This is a genomic window from Bradyrhizobium sp. MI1.4 (assembly GCF_055811315.1).
The window spans coordinates 1-14,930 of sequence record NZ_JBVVPP010000069.1 but is presented as its reverse complement, the minus strand read 5'-3'; the positions used below and the strand labels follow the sequence as shown (position 1 = coordinate 14,930).

Sequence of the window (14,930 nt, the reverse complement as noted above, 5' to 3'; positions counted from 1 at the left end):
CTCAGAATCCCGCGACATCGAGTCCATCGGCAAAGCCTTCGCCGAGCGCGCTGGCGAGCTCGGCGCTGCCGCGCACATCCGCCGCGGCTCCGATGTTGTGCACCTCGACAGTTTCCAGCACCTTGGCCCAGAGATCGCGCTGGAGATAGACCCGCATGACGATGTTGAGGGCGAGAGCGAGTGCGAAGTAGCCGATCACCATCATCACCAGCGTCGGGATGCTCTTGGCGGCATTGCCCGGCACCAACGCCTGCTCGACCGAAAGACCGCTCAGCTTGACGACGAGCATGGTCGCTCCGCCGATATAGGCGGCGAAGATGGCCGAGAGCAGCATCCACCAGCCGATCACTTTCCAGTACAACGCGTAGAATGCGTTGTGCGGCAATTGCGAGGACACGCTGACGTCGCCGATGCGGATACCGTCGAGCCACCAGCGCCACTCGCGCGCCTTGAACTCGGCATAGAAGAACGGCGCGAGCGGGAAGATCACCATCGCGATCGGGCTCAGCAGCCACAGCCACCAGCCGCGCTTGAAGAATGTCCAGCCGTCGCCTTCGAAATCGCCGCGTAAATCGCCGTAATGGGTGTGCCGCAGCTTGTAGCGTTCGAGCGAGGCTTCGCGCCACGGCAATGCGAGCCCGAGCGTCAGGAACACGAGCAAGCCCCATAGCATGGCGCGGAACGAATAGGCCCAGCCCGATCCGTCCATCCAGAACCGCACGCCGCGCCAGACCGTGCGCGTCAGGCGATAGCGCCGCGCGCGAAAGATCGCAAACTGACCAAAGGCGTAGAAGCTGATGAACAGCGGCGTCGAGGCAAAGCCCTGCCAGCGTTCGAACTCGATACCGACAAGGAAGTAAGCGAGGTAGATCGGCACCAGGATCGCGAGCGCGAACAGGAAGCCGACCAGCAGCTCCTTGGCCCGCCCGGTATATTCGGCGGCATCGCCATCAACCGCGGTGTTCGCCCACAGATGACGGCGGATGTCGGTAACGAGCCAGAACCGGTAGAAGCCGAAGGTGACGAGCTCGAGCAGGGCACCCTTGGTGACCAATTTTCGAAACTCGGTACGGTTGCCGGTGAAATCGACCCGCGTGGGCGGCAGCGGCGGGGGTAAGGGTTCGGAGCCGATGGGGGCCCATTGCATGTCGTTCACGGCGGCAACCTCGGGGTGCGGACCTGGTTCGATCAAACTTATAGATCAGAGATTAGTCGATCCCCAAGATGGGCGGGTTCGATTTAGCTCGATTCCGGTCGATTTCTGGCACGATTCCACGGCCGAGGGCGTGCGCGAGATCACGTTGTTGGATCAATGGCCTCGTAGTCCGGATGGAGCGCAGCGCAATCCGGGACAGCGGCAGTGGCGGACCGAATCCCGGATTTCGCTCCGCTCCATCCGGGCTACATCACACCCATGTGGCAAAACTCGCCCTTGCTCCGGCGCAGACAACCGGCTGTAATTGCAAATCAAATACCGCAGCGCAGAATTCAACGAGAACGCGCGGTTGATGTCAGGGAGAGCGATCATGCATGGGACCATCGAAAACGCGGCGAAGCTCGACGCGTTACGCGCACGCGCTACGTCACTGCCGCTGGAGCAGTTCGATCCGGGCGACCCAGAGCTGTTCAGGACCGATACGTTCTGGCCCTATTTCGATCGCCTGCGCCGCGAAGATCCCGTGCACTATTGCAAGGACTCGATGTTCGGGCCGTATTGGTCGGTGACGCGCTACAACGACATCATGGAGATCGAGACCAATCATTCGGTATTCTCCTCGGCCTCCTCGCTCGGCGGCATCACCATCCGCGACATCGATCCGGAACTGCGCCGCGAGAGCTTCATCTCGATGGACCCGCCGCGCCATGCGGCGCAGCGCAAGACCGTGGCGCCGATGTTCACGCCGACGCATCTGGACAATCTCGCGCTGAGCATCCGCCAGCGCTCGGCCGAGTGCCTGGACAATCTGCCCCGCGGCGAGGTGTTCGACTGGGTCGACCATGTCTCGATCGAGCTCACCACGCAGATGCTCGCGGTGCTGTTCGACTTTCCCTGGGAGGATCGCCGCAAGCTGACGCGCTGGTCGGACATCGCGACCACCATTCCCGGCCCCGACGGCCTCGTCGCCACCGAAGACGAGCGTCAGGCCGAGCTGACGGAATGCGCGGGCTATTTCACGCGACTGTGGAAGGAACGCATCGAACAGCCGCCGAAGAGCGACCTGTTGTCAATGATGGCGCATGGCGCCGCGACGCGCGACATGGACGCGAAGAACTTCCTCGGCAATCTCATCCTTCTGATCGTCGGCGGCAACGACACCACCCGCAACACCATGTCGGGCTCGCTCCACGCGCTGAGCCAGCACCCGGAGCAATATCGCAAGCTGCGCGAAAACCCAGCGCTTCTCGACAGCTTCGTGCCGGAAGTGATCCGCTGGCAGACGCCGCTGGCCCATATGCGGCGCACAGCGCTTGCGGACTTCGAGTTCCGCGGCAAGCAGATCAAGAAAGGTGACAAGGTCGTGATGTGGTACGTCTCGGGCAACCGCGACGCCGATGCGATCGAAAAGCCTTACGAATTCATCATTGACCGCGCGCGGCCGCGCACCCATCTCTCGTTCGGCTTCGGCATCCACCGCTGCGTCGGCTTGCGGCTTGCCGAACTCCAGCTCAAGATTATTTGGGAAGAGATCCTCAAGCGATTCGACCATATCGAGGTGGTCGGCGAACCCAAGCGGGTCTATTCGAGTTTCGTGAAGGGTCTTGAAACCTTGCCGGTGAAGATCGCGGCTTAGATTCGCAAAGATGAGTTCGACACGTCCACAAGGAAGCTGTGCCCCCTCTCCCGCACGCGGGAGAGGTTAAGCAAGCAACTGGAGCAAACCACCATGAACATCCAAGCGCCGGTTCAAGTGGACAAGGCCGAACGCATGCGCAGGGCGCGCGAGGAGGCCTATGCGACGCCGCTGGCGCAATTCCACCCGGGCGCGCCCAGGCTGTTCCAGGACGACACCCTGTGGCCGTGGTTCGAGCGGCTGCGCAAGGAAGAGCCGGTGCATTACTGCACCAATGCGCCGATCGAGCCGTATTGGTCGGTGGTGAAGTACAACGACATCATGCATGTCGACACCAATCACGGCCTGTTCTCCTCGGATTCAACGCTCGGTGGCATCGGGATCCGCGACGTGCCGGAAGGCTATGACTGGCCGAGCTTCATCGCCATGGACCAGCCGCGTCATTCGTCGCAGCGCAAGACGGTGTCGCCGATGTTCACGCCGACGCATCTGGACGAACTGGCGAAACTGATCCGCCAGCGCTCGCAGACCGTGCTCGACAATCTGCCGCGCAACGAGACCTTCAATTTCGTCGAGCGCGTCTCGATCGAGCTGACGACGCAGATGCTAGCCACCCTGTTCGACTTCCCCTGGGAAGAACGGCGCAAGCTGACGCGCTGGTCCGATGTCGCGACCGCGCTGCCCAAGAGCGGCATCGTGGCCTCGGCCGAAGAGCGCCGCCGCGAGATGGACGAATGCTACGCCTACATGTCCAAGCTCTGGAACGAGCGCGTCAACTCCGCGCCGCGCAACGACCTGCTGTCGCTGATGGCGCACAACGATGCCACGCGCTTCATGGACCCCGATAATCTCATGGGCAACATCATCCTGCTCATCGTCGGCGGCAACGACACCACGCGCAACACCATGACCGGCTCGGTGCTGGCATTGAACGAGAATCCGGAGCAGTACGACAGGCTGCGCGCCAACCCGGAACTGATCGATTCCATGGTGCCCGAAGTGATCCGCTGGCAGACCCCGCTCGCGCACATGCGGCGCACCGCGCTGCAGGACACTGAAGTTGGCGGCAAGCACATCAAGAAGGGCGACCGTGTCGTGATGTGGTACGTCTCCGGCAATCGCGACGAGGAGATGTTCGAAAAGCCGAACGAGTTCATCATCGACCGCCCGCGGCCGCGGACCCATCTCTCCTTCGGCTTCGGCATCCACCGCTGCGTCGGCATGCGCCTCGCCGAACTCCAGCTCAAGATCGTCTGGGAAGAGATGCTGAAGCGCTTCGACCGCATCGAGGTGGTCGGCGAGCCCAAGCGGATCTATTCGAGCTTCATCAAGGGGTACGAGTCGCTGCCGGTGAGGATACCGGGGTAGGCCCCACTGTGATGCCCCGCGAAAGCGGGGCGTCCAGTATGCCGCGGCTTCTCGGCTCAAGCACTGCGGGCTCTGGAATACTGGATTTGCCCGCCTTCGCGGCAATGACACCGAGGGTGGATTGAGAGCGGGCGACTCCACCCCAGCTATAAAATTCCGGCATGACAGCTCGCGCAACATGCGATGGGTCGCATACGGCCTTCTGTCCTAAACCGCACCGCCACATCTAACTCAACTTGATGTCCCACACGCCGTCCTTGCGGCAGGCGGCGACTTCCTCGCGCAGGAGGGCGGTGACGGCAAGCGAGGCCGTCGAGACCGGACGGTCGATCGGAGAGGCGAATATGAGTTCGCGCGTCATCGGCTTCGAGACGACAGCCGTTTCCAGCCGCCCGTCCGCGACCTCGCCGTGGACCGACGAGGGCGGCAGCAGCGCGAAGCCGAGGCCTTCCTCGACGAGGCTCGTGAGCACGCGGAACGAATCCGCTTCGAGCTGGACGTTGAGCTTGATCTTGCGCTGGGCCGCCGCATGCTCGATCAGCGCACGGAGACCGTGGGAATGACTGGGCAGCACCAGCCGTTGCCGCAGCAGCCAGCCGACATCGACGCTCTTCTTGCGCGCGAGGCCACAACCGCGCGGACCAACCGCGACGATGTTGTCGCGCCCCAAGCTCTCCACGTTGAGATGCAGATCGGCGGAGCGGCCGTAGAGGATGGCGAGATCCATCTCGCCGCGATGCAGCCATTCGACGAGATGGCCGCTGTAGCTCTCGACGATGCGCAGCGAAATGCCGGGAAATTTTTCGACGCAGCGCCGCGCGAAGCGCGCCGACAGCACGCAGCTCACGGTCAGGACCAGGCCGAGCACGACCTGGCCCGATGGCGGCCCCTTGGACGACTGGATGTCGTCGCGGATCTGGTCGATCTGCCGCACGATGCCGGAGGTGCGCGCCAGCAAGAGGCGGCCGGCATCCGTGAGCACCATGCCGCGGCCGTTGCGGGTGAACAATTCCGTGCGCAGCTCGTGTTCCAGGAGCTTGATCTGCCTGGAGAGCGCCGGCTGCGCCACGCGCAACGTATCGGACGCCTTGGAGAGGCTGCCGAGCTCCGCCACGCAACTGAAGGTCCTGAGCTGACGGAAATCCATGCTTGCCAATCCTGGAAGGCTACTCCATACGCTATAGCAAATGAGCATAGGGGCTGGCAGTGTTTTCACAACGCCAGAGGATCGGCCGGCGTTATCTTAACTGCCGCACATACGGGAAACCCCATGAGTGAAGAACACCACACCGAAGATCACGCCGACATCCGCGAAGCCGTCGCAAAGCTCTGCGCGCAGTTTCCCGGCGAATACTGGCGCAAGCTCGACCGTGAGATGGCCTACCCCAAGGCCTTCGTCGACGCGCTGACCGAGGCCGGCTATCTCTCGGTGCTGATCCCCGAGGAATATGGCGGCGCGGGCTTGAAGCTTTCAGCGGCCGCGGCGATCCTCGAAGAGATCCAGCGCGCGGGCTGCAACGGCGGCGGCTGCCACGCCCAGATGTACACGATGGGCACCGTGCTGCGGCACGGCAATGACGAGCAGAAGGCAAAATATCTGCCGAAGGTCGCGAGCGGCGAATTACGGCTGCAGGCCTTCGGCGTCACCGAGCCGACCAGCGGCACCGACACCACTTCGCTGAAGACCTTTGCGCGCAAGGACGGCAATGCCGGTTACGTGGTCAACGGCCAGAAGATCTGGACCAGCCGCGCCGAACATTCCGACCTGATGCTCCTGCTGGCGCGGACCACGCCGAAGGACCAGGTCAAGAAGCGCACGGATGGACTTTCGGTGTTCATCGTCGACATGCGCGAGGCCAAGAACAAGGGCCTCGAGATCCGCCCGATCCGCACCATGATGAACCATGCCACCACCGAAGTGTTCTTTACCGACATGAAGGTGCCGGCGGAAAATCTGATCGGCGAAGAGGGCAAGGGCTTTCGCTACATCCTCTCCGGCATGAATGCCGAGCGCATTTTGATTGCTGCCGAATGCGTCGGCGACGCCAAATGGTTCATCGCCAAGGCCACCAGCTACGCCAAGGAGCGCAGCGTTTTCGGCCGGCCGATCGGCCAGAACCAAGGCATCCAGTTCCCGATCGCCAAGGCCTACGCCGCGATGCGCGCGGCCGAACTGATGGTGAAGGAAGCGACGCGCAAATACGAGGCCGGGCTCGACTGCGGCGCGGAGGCCAACATGGCCAAGATGCTCGCGGCCGATGCGTCCTGGGAAGCGGCGAATGCCTGCGTCCAGACCCATGGCGGCTTCGGCTTCGCCGAGGAGTACGACGTCGAGCGCAAATTCCGTGAGACGCGGCTCTATCAGGTCGCGCCGATCTCGACCAATCTCGTGCTGTCCTTCATCGCCGAGCACGTCCTCGGCATGCCCCGCTCGTACTGAGGCAGCCATCATGGGAGCACTTGACGGGATCAGGGTGATTGCGGTCGAGCAGGCGGTGGCGGCACCGTTCTGCTCGTCGCGGCTGGCGGATGCCGGCGCGGAAGTCATCAAGATCGAGCGGCCCGAGGGCGATTTCGCCCGCGGCTATGACGCGGCGGCCAAGGGCCAGAGCAGCTACTTCGTGTGGCTCAACCGAGGCAAGCAATCCGCGGTGGTCGATCTCGCCACCAAGGAAGGTTGCGCCGAACTGGAGCGACTGATCGCGAGCGCCGACGTGCTGATCCAGAACCTCAAGCCGGGCTCGATGGACAAACTCGGCTTTTCGCGGGAGCGGCTCTTGAAGGATTATCCCAGGCTGATTTCGTGCACGATCACCGGCTATGGCGACGACGGCCCCTATGCGCACCGCAAGGCCTATGATCTCCTGATCCAGGCCGAGAGCGGCCTTGCCTCAATCACCGGCAATCCCGACGGCGCCTCGCGCGTCGGCATGTCCATCGTCGACGTCGCGACCGGCGCCACCGCGCATGCGGCGATCCTGGAGGCGCTGATCGGGCGCGGACGCACCGGCAAGGGCGCCGACATCCGCATCTCCATGTTCGACGTGATGGCGGACTGGTGCACCGTGCCGCTGCTCAATTCCGAAGCCGGCAATCCGCCCAAGCGCATGGGGCTGCGCCATCCCTCGATCGCGCCCTATGGCGTGTTCACGTCCAGCGACGGCAAGGACATCCTGATCTCGATCCAGAGCGAGCGCGAATGGAAGACGCTTTGCGCAAAAGTGCTGGACCAGCCGGATCTGCCCGCCGATCCGCGCGTGGCCAACATGGTCGAGCGCGTGCGCAACCGCGACTTCACCGACAAGACGGTCGCGGATGCCTTCGGCAAGATGACGCGCGATGAGCTATTGAAGCGGCTGTCCGAGGCCGACATCGCCTTTGCCGAGGTCAACACCATGGCGGACCTCACCAAGCATCCGCATCTGCGCCGCATCGAGGTGGACACGCCGCAAGGACGCGTCAGCTATCCCGCGCCTGCGCCGATCATTGTCGGCGAGACGCGCAGCTATGGTGCTGTACCGGCGATCGGCGAACGACCGGCCAAGAAATCGTAACAACAAGCGCGAGGCGTCATGACCGAGAAGCTCGACATCGACCATCTCAGGCAATGGATCGGCCGCAGCGAAGAGGCAACCGACACCGTCACCGCGCTGCTCGTGAAGGGCCTGCGCGCGACGCTGTTCCAGGAGGTCGGCGCGCCCAAGCCGGGCGACGCGGCGCCGTTCACGGTGCATTGGTGCCTGGCGCAGCCGGTGTTTCCGATGTCGATGCTCGGCCCCGACGGCCACCCCACCCGCGGCGGCTTCCTGCCGCCGGTGCCGCTGCCGCGCCGGATGTGGGCCGGCGGCGAGATCGAGTTCCTGCAGCCGCTGCGCGTCGGCGACGAATCGACGCGGAGCTCGCGCATCGCGGACGTACAGGTGAAGACCGGCTCGACCGGCACGCTGTGCTTCGTCTCGGTCGAGCACAGCATCTCCTCGCCGCGCGGCATCGCCATCCGCGAGCGGCAGGACATCGTCTATCGCGAGATGACGACGACGTCCGCGCCGGCAAAGGCGCCGCCTCCGCCGCCGAAGGCGCAGCATCGCCAGACGCATGTCTCCGATCCCGTGCTGCTGTTTCGCTATTCCGCGCTGACCTTCAACGGCCACCGCATCCATTACGACCGCGACTACGTCACCAAGGTCGAGGGATATCCGGGCCTGATCTTCCACGGGCCGCTGCAGGCAACGTTCATCATCGAGATGGCGGCGAAGCTGCACGGCGGCAAGGCGCCGAAGAGGTTTACTTATCGCGGGGTGCAACCGCTGTTCGAGGGCAGCGAATTTTCCATCAACGCCAACGAGACCGCTGATGGCATGGAGCTGTGGACCGCGAACGCGGAGGGGCAGCCGACGATGAAGGGGACCGCGGTGTGGTGATACACTGCTGCTAGACCCTCACCCTGAGGAGCGCGCCCTTTGCGCGCGTCTCGAAGGGCGAGGCCACCAGCCGGGCCTTCATCCTTCGAGACGCGCGAAGACGCGCTCCTCAGGAAGAGGAATTAGAGGAACGGAAACCATGGCGAAGAACGGCACGACCGGCAGCAAATCCGTCACCGTCAAGCAGGCGACGCTCGACCTGCTACGCTCCTTCGGCATCAAGAAGGTATTCGGCAATCCCGGCTCGACCGAGCTGCCGTTCCTGAGCGACTGGCCCGACGACATCGACTACGTGCTCGCGCTTCAGGAAGCCTCCGCCGTCGGCATGGCCGACGGCTATGCGCAGGCGACGCGCAATGCCGGCTTCGTCAATCTGCATTCGGCCGCCGGCGTCGGCAACGCGCTGGGCAACATCTATACCGCGCATCGCAACCAGACGCCGCTGGTGATCACCGCGGGCCAGCAGGCACGCTCGATCCTGCCGTTGCAGGCGTTCCTGTATGCGGAGCGTGCGTCCGAATTCCCGAGGCCTTATGTGAAGTACAGCGTGGAGCCGGCGCGGCCCGAGGACGTTCCGGCCGCCATCGCGCGCGCCTATTGCACCGCGATGCAGCCGCCATGCGGGCCGACCTTCGTGTCGATCCCGGTCGACGACTGGGCGCATGCGACAGCTCCCGTCGAAGCGCGCAAGGTCAGCCGCGAGATCGGGCCCGAAGCTGACGCGATGAAGGCGCTGGTCACCGCGCTCGGCTCGGCCAAGCACCCTGCCGTCGTCGTCGGCCCCGGCGTCGATCGCGCCGGCGCGGTCGACCTGATGGTGCGCGTCGCCGAGAAGGCCAGGGCCAGCGTCTGGGTCAGCCCGTTTTCGGCGCGCTGCTCGTTCCCGGAACGTCATCCCCAGTTCGCGGGTTTCCTGCATGCCTCGCCGGCGCAATTGTCGGACGCGCTGCGCGAGCACGACCTCGTCGTCGTGATCGGCGCGCCGGTGTTCACCTTCCACGTCGAAGGCCATGCCGCGATCTTCGACGGCGGCGCGACGATCTTCCAGATCACCGATGACCCCGATGCCGCGGCGGTAACGCCCGTCGGCACCAGCATCATCGCGACGATGAAGCCGGCGCTCGCAATGCTGCTCGACCTCTTGCCGGAGAGCAAGCGCGCGGCACCGAAGGGGCGAACGCTGCCGCCGACGCCGCAAGCCGCCGATCCGTTGCCGGTCGAATTCCTGCTGCATTCGCTGTCGCAGGCGATGCCGGACGGCGCGTCGCTGGTCGAGGAAATCCCCTCGCACCGGCCGGCCATGCAAAAGTTCATGCCGATGCGCGGCCAGGACAGTTTTTACACCATGGCGAGCGGAGGCCTCGGCTACTCGCTGCCGGCCGCGGTCGGCATGGCGCTCGGCAAGCCGGCGAGCCGCACGGTGTGCCTGATCGGTGACGGCTCGGCGATGTATTCGATCCAGGCGCTGTGGACCGCCGCGCAGCGCAAGCTGCCGCTCACGATCATCGTCATCAACAATTCCGGCTACGGCGCGATGCGCTCGTTCAGCCAGGTGATGCAGGTGAGGAACGTGCCGGGACTCGAGTTGCCGGGGATCGATTTCGTGCGGCTGGCCGAGGGCATGGGCTGCCATGCGGTGCGGGTGAGCAAGGCGGCCGAACTGGGCGAGGCGCTCAAGCGCGGGATGGCATTCGAAGGGACGAGCCTGGTGGAGGTGGTCGTGGATTCGGCGGTGCCGGTGCTGTACGGGCAGAAGCATTGAGGGCCGACCGTGGGGGGGGGGGGGGGGCGGGGGGCCCCCCCCGGCGGGGGGGGGCGGCGGGGGGGGGGGGGGGGGGGGGGGGGGGGCCGGGGGGGGGGGGGGGGCCGCCGGGGGGGGGGGGGGGGGGGGGGGGGCGGGGGGCGGGGGTGTGCCCCCCCCCCCCCGCGCGGGCGCCGCCCCCCCCCCCCGCCCCCCCCCCCCCCCCCACACCGGAGGTCGTGGCAGGCCCCTTCCTACGTCCCGAAATCTTCCCGCATCTTAGCCTGGATCTTGGCCATGCCGCCGATCCAACGGTCGTAATTCTCGGTCTTCTTGCGCATGTAGCCGAGCACCTGCGGGTGCGGCAGGATCAGGAACGTCTCCTGATCGAGACCGGCGAGCACGTCCTTGGCGACCTGCTCGGGCGACAGGTCGCCGTCGCCGGATTGCGGGCCTTTGGGGATCGAACGCAGCATGTTGGTGTCCACGCCCTGCGGGCAGAGGATCGAGACACGGATGTTGTGCGCCTTGTGCGAGATCGCGAGATTTTCGGCAAAGCCGACCGCGGCATGCTTGGTGGTGGAGTAAGCCGGGCTGCCGACCTGCGACAGCAGGCCGGCGGCCGAGATCGTGTTAAGGAAATAGCCGCCGCCGCGCGCCTTCATGCGCGGGATCAGATGCCGCGCCGCATAGACATGCGCCATGACGTGGATCGCCCAGCTGCGCTGCCAGGGCTCATCCGAGGCGCCGCCGGCATTGACCGACATCGGGTCGAAGCCGCCGCCGATGCCGGCATTGGAGCAGAACAATTCGATCGGGCCGAACTGACGCTCGGTCTCCTCGATGACGTGGGAAATATCCTTTTCCTGCGCGACATCGCATTTGAAGGCCGCGCCATCCACCGTGGCCGCGACCGCCCGCGCGTTGTCCGCGTCCATGTCGGCGACGACGACCTTGGCCGCACCCGCCTTGTGAAAGGCTTCGCACAGCGCCTTGCCGATGCCGTTGGCGCCGCCCGTGACGACCACGACCTTGCCGGTCACCTGCATGCGACGTCTCCTCTTGTCTTGTACCGTTTTGGCTTATTGCGCTTCGCGGAGCTTGCTCAGCTCAACACGAGGTCGAGCACCGCGGTATAATGGCACGCCGCGCCGGCCAAGACAAAGCCGTGCCAGATCGCATTCTGGAAGCGCAGCCGCCGCCAGGCATGAAAGATCACGCCGAAGCTGTAGAGCAGTCCACCCGCAAGGACGAAGCCCAGCACCAGCGCAGGCAGCGCCTTGACCACGGAATCGTAGAGCATGATGCCGCTCCAGCCCATCGCTAGGTAGATCCCGACCGCAACGCGGTCGAACCGGCCGGGGTAGAGAAGTTTCAGCACGATGCCGAGGAGCGCCACGCACCAGACGCCGGCGAGCAGCACCAGCGCGAACCCACTGTCCTTCACCTCCAGGATGAACGGCGTGTAGGTCGCCGCGATCAGGAGATAGATCGCCGAATGGTCGAAGCGCCGCAGCAGCCATTTGGCCGGCGAGACTGGCCACAGATTATAGGTCGCCGACAACACCAGCATCGAAAGCAGGCCGGCGACGTAGATCGAGACGCCGACGATGTCGGTCGCGTCGGCAAAGAGCACCGTCAGCACCACCAGCACGGTCGCGGCAATGATGCCGCAGAGCACGCCGATCGCGTGGATCACGCCGTCGGCGATCAACTCGGCGCGGTCGTAATGCCAGCCGACCGCGTCGGCGGCTGCGTGGACGGAGGAGGATGCGAGCTGTTTCAATTGGAAGACGGTCATGGCAATCCGCAAGGTGAGTTAATACCCTCTTGTATGGGTGTTTCGGGATCGGCGCGTCGTTCAAACGGCTGATTTGCCGACAAAGACGGTGGAAGTATGAAGCTTGATTTTCCTCAGGCAGTTGCCACTTTTGTGATTAGTCCTTTTTGCCTATCCGCCCTCGCCCGGGATTCCCAACGTTCATATGGCATTTAGTTTCCAGGATATGATCGAGGAGGCGCGCCTGTCGGCTCGGGCGCTGATCGACTACGGCGAGCATTTCTTCAATCCGACGGTACGATTGGGGGTTACCGGCCTGTCCCGGGCCGGCAAGACGGTGTTCATTACCGCGCTGATCCACGGCCTCACCCGTGGCGGCCGGTTTCCGGTGTTCGAGGCCTATTCATCCGGGCGGATCGCGCGGGCGCATCTGGCGCCGCAGCCGGACGACGCGGTGCCGCGCTTTGCCTATGAGAGCCATCTGCGCGCGCTGATCGAGGAGCGGCGCTGGCCGAACTCGACTGTCGACATCAGCGAGCTCAGGCTCGTCATCGACTACCAGCGCCAGAACGGCGCCGACCGCACGCTGACGCTCGACATCGTCGACTATCCCGGCGAGTGGCTGCTCGACCTGCCGCTGCTTCAGAAGAGTTTTGAGCAATGGTCGGCCGAAAGTCTCGCCTTGTCACGCGAGGCGCCGCGCGTCCATCTTGCCGCGGATTGGCACGCGCATCTCGCAACGCTCAAGCCCGAGGCGCGCGAGGACGAGCAGGCGACGCTGACGGCCGCAAAGCTCTTCAGGGGCTATTTGCAAGGCTGCCGCGACGAGCGGTTTGCGATGAGCCTGCTGCCGCCCGGCCGCTTCCTGATGCCGGGCAATCTCGCCGACACACCGGCGCTGACCTTTGCGCCGCTCGACGTACCCGCGGGTGGCCAGGCGCCGGAGGGATCGCTGTGGGCGATGATGGTGCGCCGCTATGAGGCCTACAAGGACGTCGTGGTGCGGCCGTTCTTCCGCGATCATTTTGCTCGGCTCGATCGCCAGATCGTACTGGCCGACGCGCTCGCCGCGTTCAACGCCGGCCCCGAAGCGCTGCACGATCTCGAAGCCGCACTCGCGGGCATTCTCGACTGCTTCAACATCGGCCGCAGCACATTCCTCTCCGGCCTGTTCCGGCCGCGGATCGACCGCGTGCTGTTCGCGGCGACCAAGGCGGATCATCTGCATCATTCCAGCCATGACCGGCTCGAGGCCGTGCTGCGCCGCGCGGTCACCCGCGCCGTTGCGCGCGCGGAAAATACCGGTGCGGCGATCGACGTCGTCGCGCTCGCCGCCGTCCGCGCCACGCGCGAGGCGCAGGTCGCGCATGGCCGTGACAAATTGCCGTCGATCTTGGGAACGCCCGCCGCGGGAGAAAGCGCCGGCGGCGAATTCTTCGACGGCAGCACCGAGGTGGCAACCTTTCCGGGCGACCTGCCCTTGGATCCCGAGCCGTTGTTCAACGGCACCGACGCATTCCGCGGCCTCTCGACCGAGGCCGCCGGGAAGAGCGATTTTCGCTTCCTGCGCTTCCGTCCGCCGAAGCTCGAACGTGAGGGGGCCGACCACCCGGCGCTGCCTCACATCCGCCTCGACCGTGCCTTGCAGTTCCTGATCGGAGACAAATTGTCATGAACGACCGATCGAAGCCACGGCGACCGGCGACGTTCCGGCTCGACGACCCCGGCGTCGTCGTCACCGAGGCCGACGAGACGACCCGGCTCGGCCGTACCACCATCCAGATCACGCCGGAGCCCGATCCGGCGAATTTGCCGGTGCCAATCGCAGCGACGCTTCCGGCGCGGCGCGGCTTTCCCTGGGGCCCAATGTTCTGGTCCGGCGTTGCCGGGCTGACGCTGCTCGGGGTCGGACTCGGCGTCGTCCGTCTGATCGAGGATCTGTTTGCGCGCAGCGACAGCCTCGGCTTCGTCGGAGTGGCCCTTGCCTTCATCACCGCGCTTGCGCTCGCGGTGGTGACCGGACGCGAGGCTTTCGGGCTGGCGCGGCTAGCAACCATCGAAAAGCTGCATCAGCGCGCAGCCGCTGTTCTTGCCAGCGACGATCGCAAGGAGAGCCGCATCATCGTGCAGGATCTGCTCAAGATAGCGCATCAGAACCCGCAGCTCGCGCGCGCCCGTGCCGCCCTGGAGAGCCACGCCGGCGAGATCATCGACGGCGCCGACATGATCCGGCTCGCCGAGCGCGAATTGATGTCGCCGCTGGACATCGAGGCGCGGCGGCTGGTGTCGTCAGCCGCGCAAAAAGTCTCAATCGTCACGGCGGTGAGCCCGCGAGCGGCGATCGACGTGATGTTTGTGTTCATCGTGTCGCTGCGCCTGATCCGCCAGCTCGCTTTCCTCTATGGCGGCCGGCCTGGCGCGCTGGGCATGATCCGCCTGCTCCGCCATGTCATCGCCCATCTCGCCATCACCGGCGGCATGGCGGCGAGCGACAGCCTGGTGCAGCAGATGCTCGGCCACGGCATTGCGGCGAAGCTGTCGCAGCGGCTGGGCGAAGGCATGCTGAATGGATTACTGACGGCGCGGCTCGGCCTCGCCGCAATCGACGTCACACGGCCGTTGCCGTTCGCCGCACTGCCGCCGCCGAAGCTGTCGGACCTCGCGACGGATCTGCTGCGGAAGAAGGACGAGGAAGAGTAGAACGCCATCTTGCGCGGCGGACTCGTTTTCCCCTCTCCCCTTGCGGGAGAGGGTGGCGCGAAGCGCCGGATGAGGGGTCTCTATCCGCTAAGACGACTGCGAGAGGCGCGCGCGGAGAGAACCCCTCA

13 protein-coding genes are annotated in these 14,930 nt (G+C 65.1%); 8 read left to right on the top strand and 5 right to left on the bottom strand.

The window, feature by feature from the left end; genetic code table 11:
• Position 1 precedes the first annotated feature (1 nt).
• Positions 2 to 1,147 carry a YjgN family protein gene (locus AC0L23_RS36635; protein WP_198957621.1) on the bottom strand — a complete coding sequence of 382 codons (1,146 nt, stop codon included), beginning with the start codon at positions 1,145 to 1,147 and terminating at the stop codon, positions 2 to 4.
• 379 nt (positions 1,148 to 1,526) lie between these two features.
• Between AC0L23_RS36635 and AC0L23_RS36630 the strand changes: the two genes are divergently transcribed.
• A complete protein-coding gene (locus AC0L23_RS36630; protein ID WP_018453688.1) occupies positions 1,527 to 2,792 on the top strand; it encodes a cytochrome P450 in 1,266 nt (421 codons plus the stop codon).
• 93 nt (positions 2,793 to 2,885) lie between these two features.
• Positions 2,886 to 4,160: a cytochrome P450 gene (locus tag AC0L23_RS36625; protein WP_018453687.1), complete on the top strand. Its 1,275-nt coding sequence runs from the start codon at positions 2,886 to 2,888 to the stop codon at positions 4,158 to 4,160.
• A 226-nt stretch (positions 4,161 to 4,386) separates the two neighbouring features.
• On the opposite strand, the gene AC0L23_RS36620 is transcribed toward AC0L23_RS36625, so the two are convergent.
• A complete protein-coding gene (locus AC0L23_RS36620) occupies positions 4,387 to 5,307 on the bottom strand; it encodes a LysR substrate-binding domain-containing protein (protein ID WP_473358152.1) in 921 nt (306 codons plus the stop codon).
• Positions 5,308 to 5,430: 123 nt separating this feature from the next.
• Here AC0L23_RS36620 and AC0L23_RS36615 point away from each other — a divergent pair, with 123 nt between their 5' ends.
• From AC0L23_RS36615 to mdlC, 4 genes are all read left to right on the top strand, one after another.
• Positions 5,431 to 6,600, top strand: coding sequence for an acyl-CoA dehydrogenase family protein (locus AC0L23_RS36615; RefSeq protein WP_018453685.1), 1,170 nt, complete (start codon positions 5,431 to 5,433; stop codon positions 6,598 to 6,600).
• Between the two features lie 10 nt (positions 6,601 to 6,610).
• Positions 6,611 to 7,714: a CaiB/BaiF CoA transferase family protein gene (locus AC0L23_RS36610; protein WP_085360463.1), complete on the top strand. Its 1,104-nt coding sequence runs from the start codon at positions 6,611 to 6,613 to the stop codon at positions 7,712 to 7,714.
• A gap of 18 nt (positions 7,715 to 7,732) precedes the next feature.
• Positions 7,733 to 8,581 (top strand): HTD2 family dehydratase, encoded by an 849-nt coding sequence (locus AC0L23_RS36605; protein ID WP_085360465.1) that lies wholly within the window; start codon positions 7,733 to 7,735, stop codon positions 8,579 to 8,581.
• 139 nt (positions 8,582 to 8,720) lie between these two features.
• Positions 8,721 to 10,343, top strand: coding sequence for a benzoylformate decarboxylase (gene mdlC, locus AC0L23_RS36600; RefSeq protein ID WP_085360467.1), 1,623 nt, complete (start codon positions 8,721 to 8,723; stop codon positions 10,341 to 10,343).
• Here the strand turns inward: mdlC and AC0L23_RS36595 are convergent.
• Genes AC0L23_RS36595 through trhA form a run of 3 tightly spaced genes read right to left on the bottom strand, consistent with a single transcriptional unit; the run spans position 10,255 to position 12,123 of the window.
• On the bottom strand, positions 10,255 to 10,551 hold the full coding sequence (locus AC0L23_RS36595; protein WP_473358151.1) for a hypothetical protein: 297 nt from the start codon (positions 10,549 to 10,551) through the stop codon (positions 10,255 to 10,257). The two genes, mdlC and AC0L23_RS36595, sit on opposite strands and share 89 nt — an antisense overlap.
• 25 nt (positions 10,552 to 10,576) lie before the next feature.
• The gene (locus AC0L23_RS36590) at positions 10,577 to 11,371 is read right to left on the bottom strand and encodes an SDR family oxidoreductase (protein WP_018453681.1); all 795 of its coding nucleotides are present in this window, start codon (positions 11,369 to 11,371) and stop codon (positions 10,577 to 10,579) included.
• 56 nt (positions 11,372 to 11,427) lie between these two features.
• Positions 11,428 to 12,123 carry a PAQR family membrane homeostasis protein TrhA gene (gene trhA, locus AC0L23_RS36585; protein ID WP_018453680.1) on the bottom strand — a complete coding sequence of 232 codons (696 nt, stop codon included), beginning with the start codon at positions 12,121 to 12,123 and terminating at the stop codon, positions 11,428 to 11,430.
• A gap of 184 nt (positions 12,124 to 12,307) precedes the next feature.
• Between trhA and AC0L23_RS36580 the strand changes: the two genes are divergently transcribed.
• Positions 12,308 to 13,777 (top strand): YcjX family GTP-binding protein, encoded by a 1,470-nt coding sequence (locus AC0L23_RS36580; RefSeq protein ID WP_026232571.1) that lies wholly within the window; start codon positions 12,308 to 12,310, stop codon positions 13,775 to 13,777.
• Entirely contained in the window at positions 13,774 to 14,802 is a 1,029-nt protein-coding gene (locus tag AC0L23_RS36575) for a YcjF family protein (RefSeq protein WP_018453678.1), read from the top strand. Before AC0L23_RS36580 ends, AC0L23_RS36575 begins: the two co-directional genes overlap by 4 nt.
• Positions 14,803 to 14,930 lie beyond the last annotated feature (128 nt).

Excerpts from the sequence above, each read along its gene's own strand:
- AC0L23_RS36635 (WP_198957621.1), bottom strand. The coding sequence starts at position 1,147 with ATGCAATGGGCCCCCATCGGCTCCGAACCCTTACCCCCGCCGCTGCCG.
- AC0L23_RS36630 (WP_018453688.1), top strand. The coding sequence starts at position 1,527 with ATGCATGGGACCATCGAAAACGCGGCGAAGCTCGACGCGTTACGCGCA.
- AC0L23_RS36625 (WP_018453687.1), top strand. The coding sequence starts at position 2,886 with ATGAACATCCAAGCGCCGGTTCAAGTGGACAAGGCCGAACGCATGCGC.
- AC0L23_RS36620 (WP_473358152.1), bottom strand. The coding sequence starts at position 5,307 with ATGGATTTCCGTCAGCTCAGGACCTTCAGTTGCGTGGCGGAGCTCGGC.
- AC0L23_RS36615 (WP_018453685.1), top strand. The coding sequence starts at position 5,431 with ATGAGTGAAGAACACCACACCGAAGATCACGCCGACATCCGCGAAGCC.
- AC0L23_RS36610 (WP_085360463.1), top strand. The coding sequence starts at position 6,611 with ATGGGAGCACTTGACGGGATCAGGGTGATTGCGGTCGAGCAGGCGGTG.
- AC0L23_RS36605 (WP_085360465.1), top strand. The coding sequence starts at position 7,733 with ATGACCGAGAAGCTCGACATCGACCATCTCAGGCAATGGATCGGCCGC.
- mdlC (WP_085360467.1), top strand. The coding sequence starts at position 8,721 with ATGGCGAAGAACGGCACGACCGGCAGCAAATCCGTCACCGTCAAGCAG.
- AC0L23_RS36590 (WP_018453681.1), bottom strand. The coding sequence starts at position 11,371 with ATGCAGGTGACCGGCAAGGTCGTGGTCGTCACGGGCGGCGCCAACGGC.
- trhA (WP_018453680.1), bottom strand. The coding sequence starts at position 12,123 with ATGACCGTCTTCCAATTGAAACAGCTCGCATCCTCCTCCGTCCACGCA.
- AC0L23_RS36580 (WP_026232571.1), top strand. The coding sequence starts at position 12,308 with ATGGCATTTAGTTTCCAGGATATGATCGAGGAGGCGCGCCTGTCGGCT.
- AC0L23_RS36575 (WP_018453678.1), top strand. The coding sequence starts at position 13,774 with ATGAACGACCGATCGAAGCCACGGCGACCGGCGACGTTCCGGCTCGAC.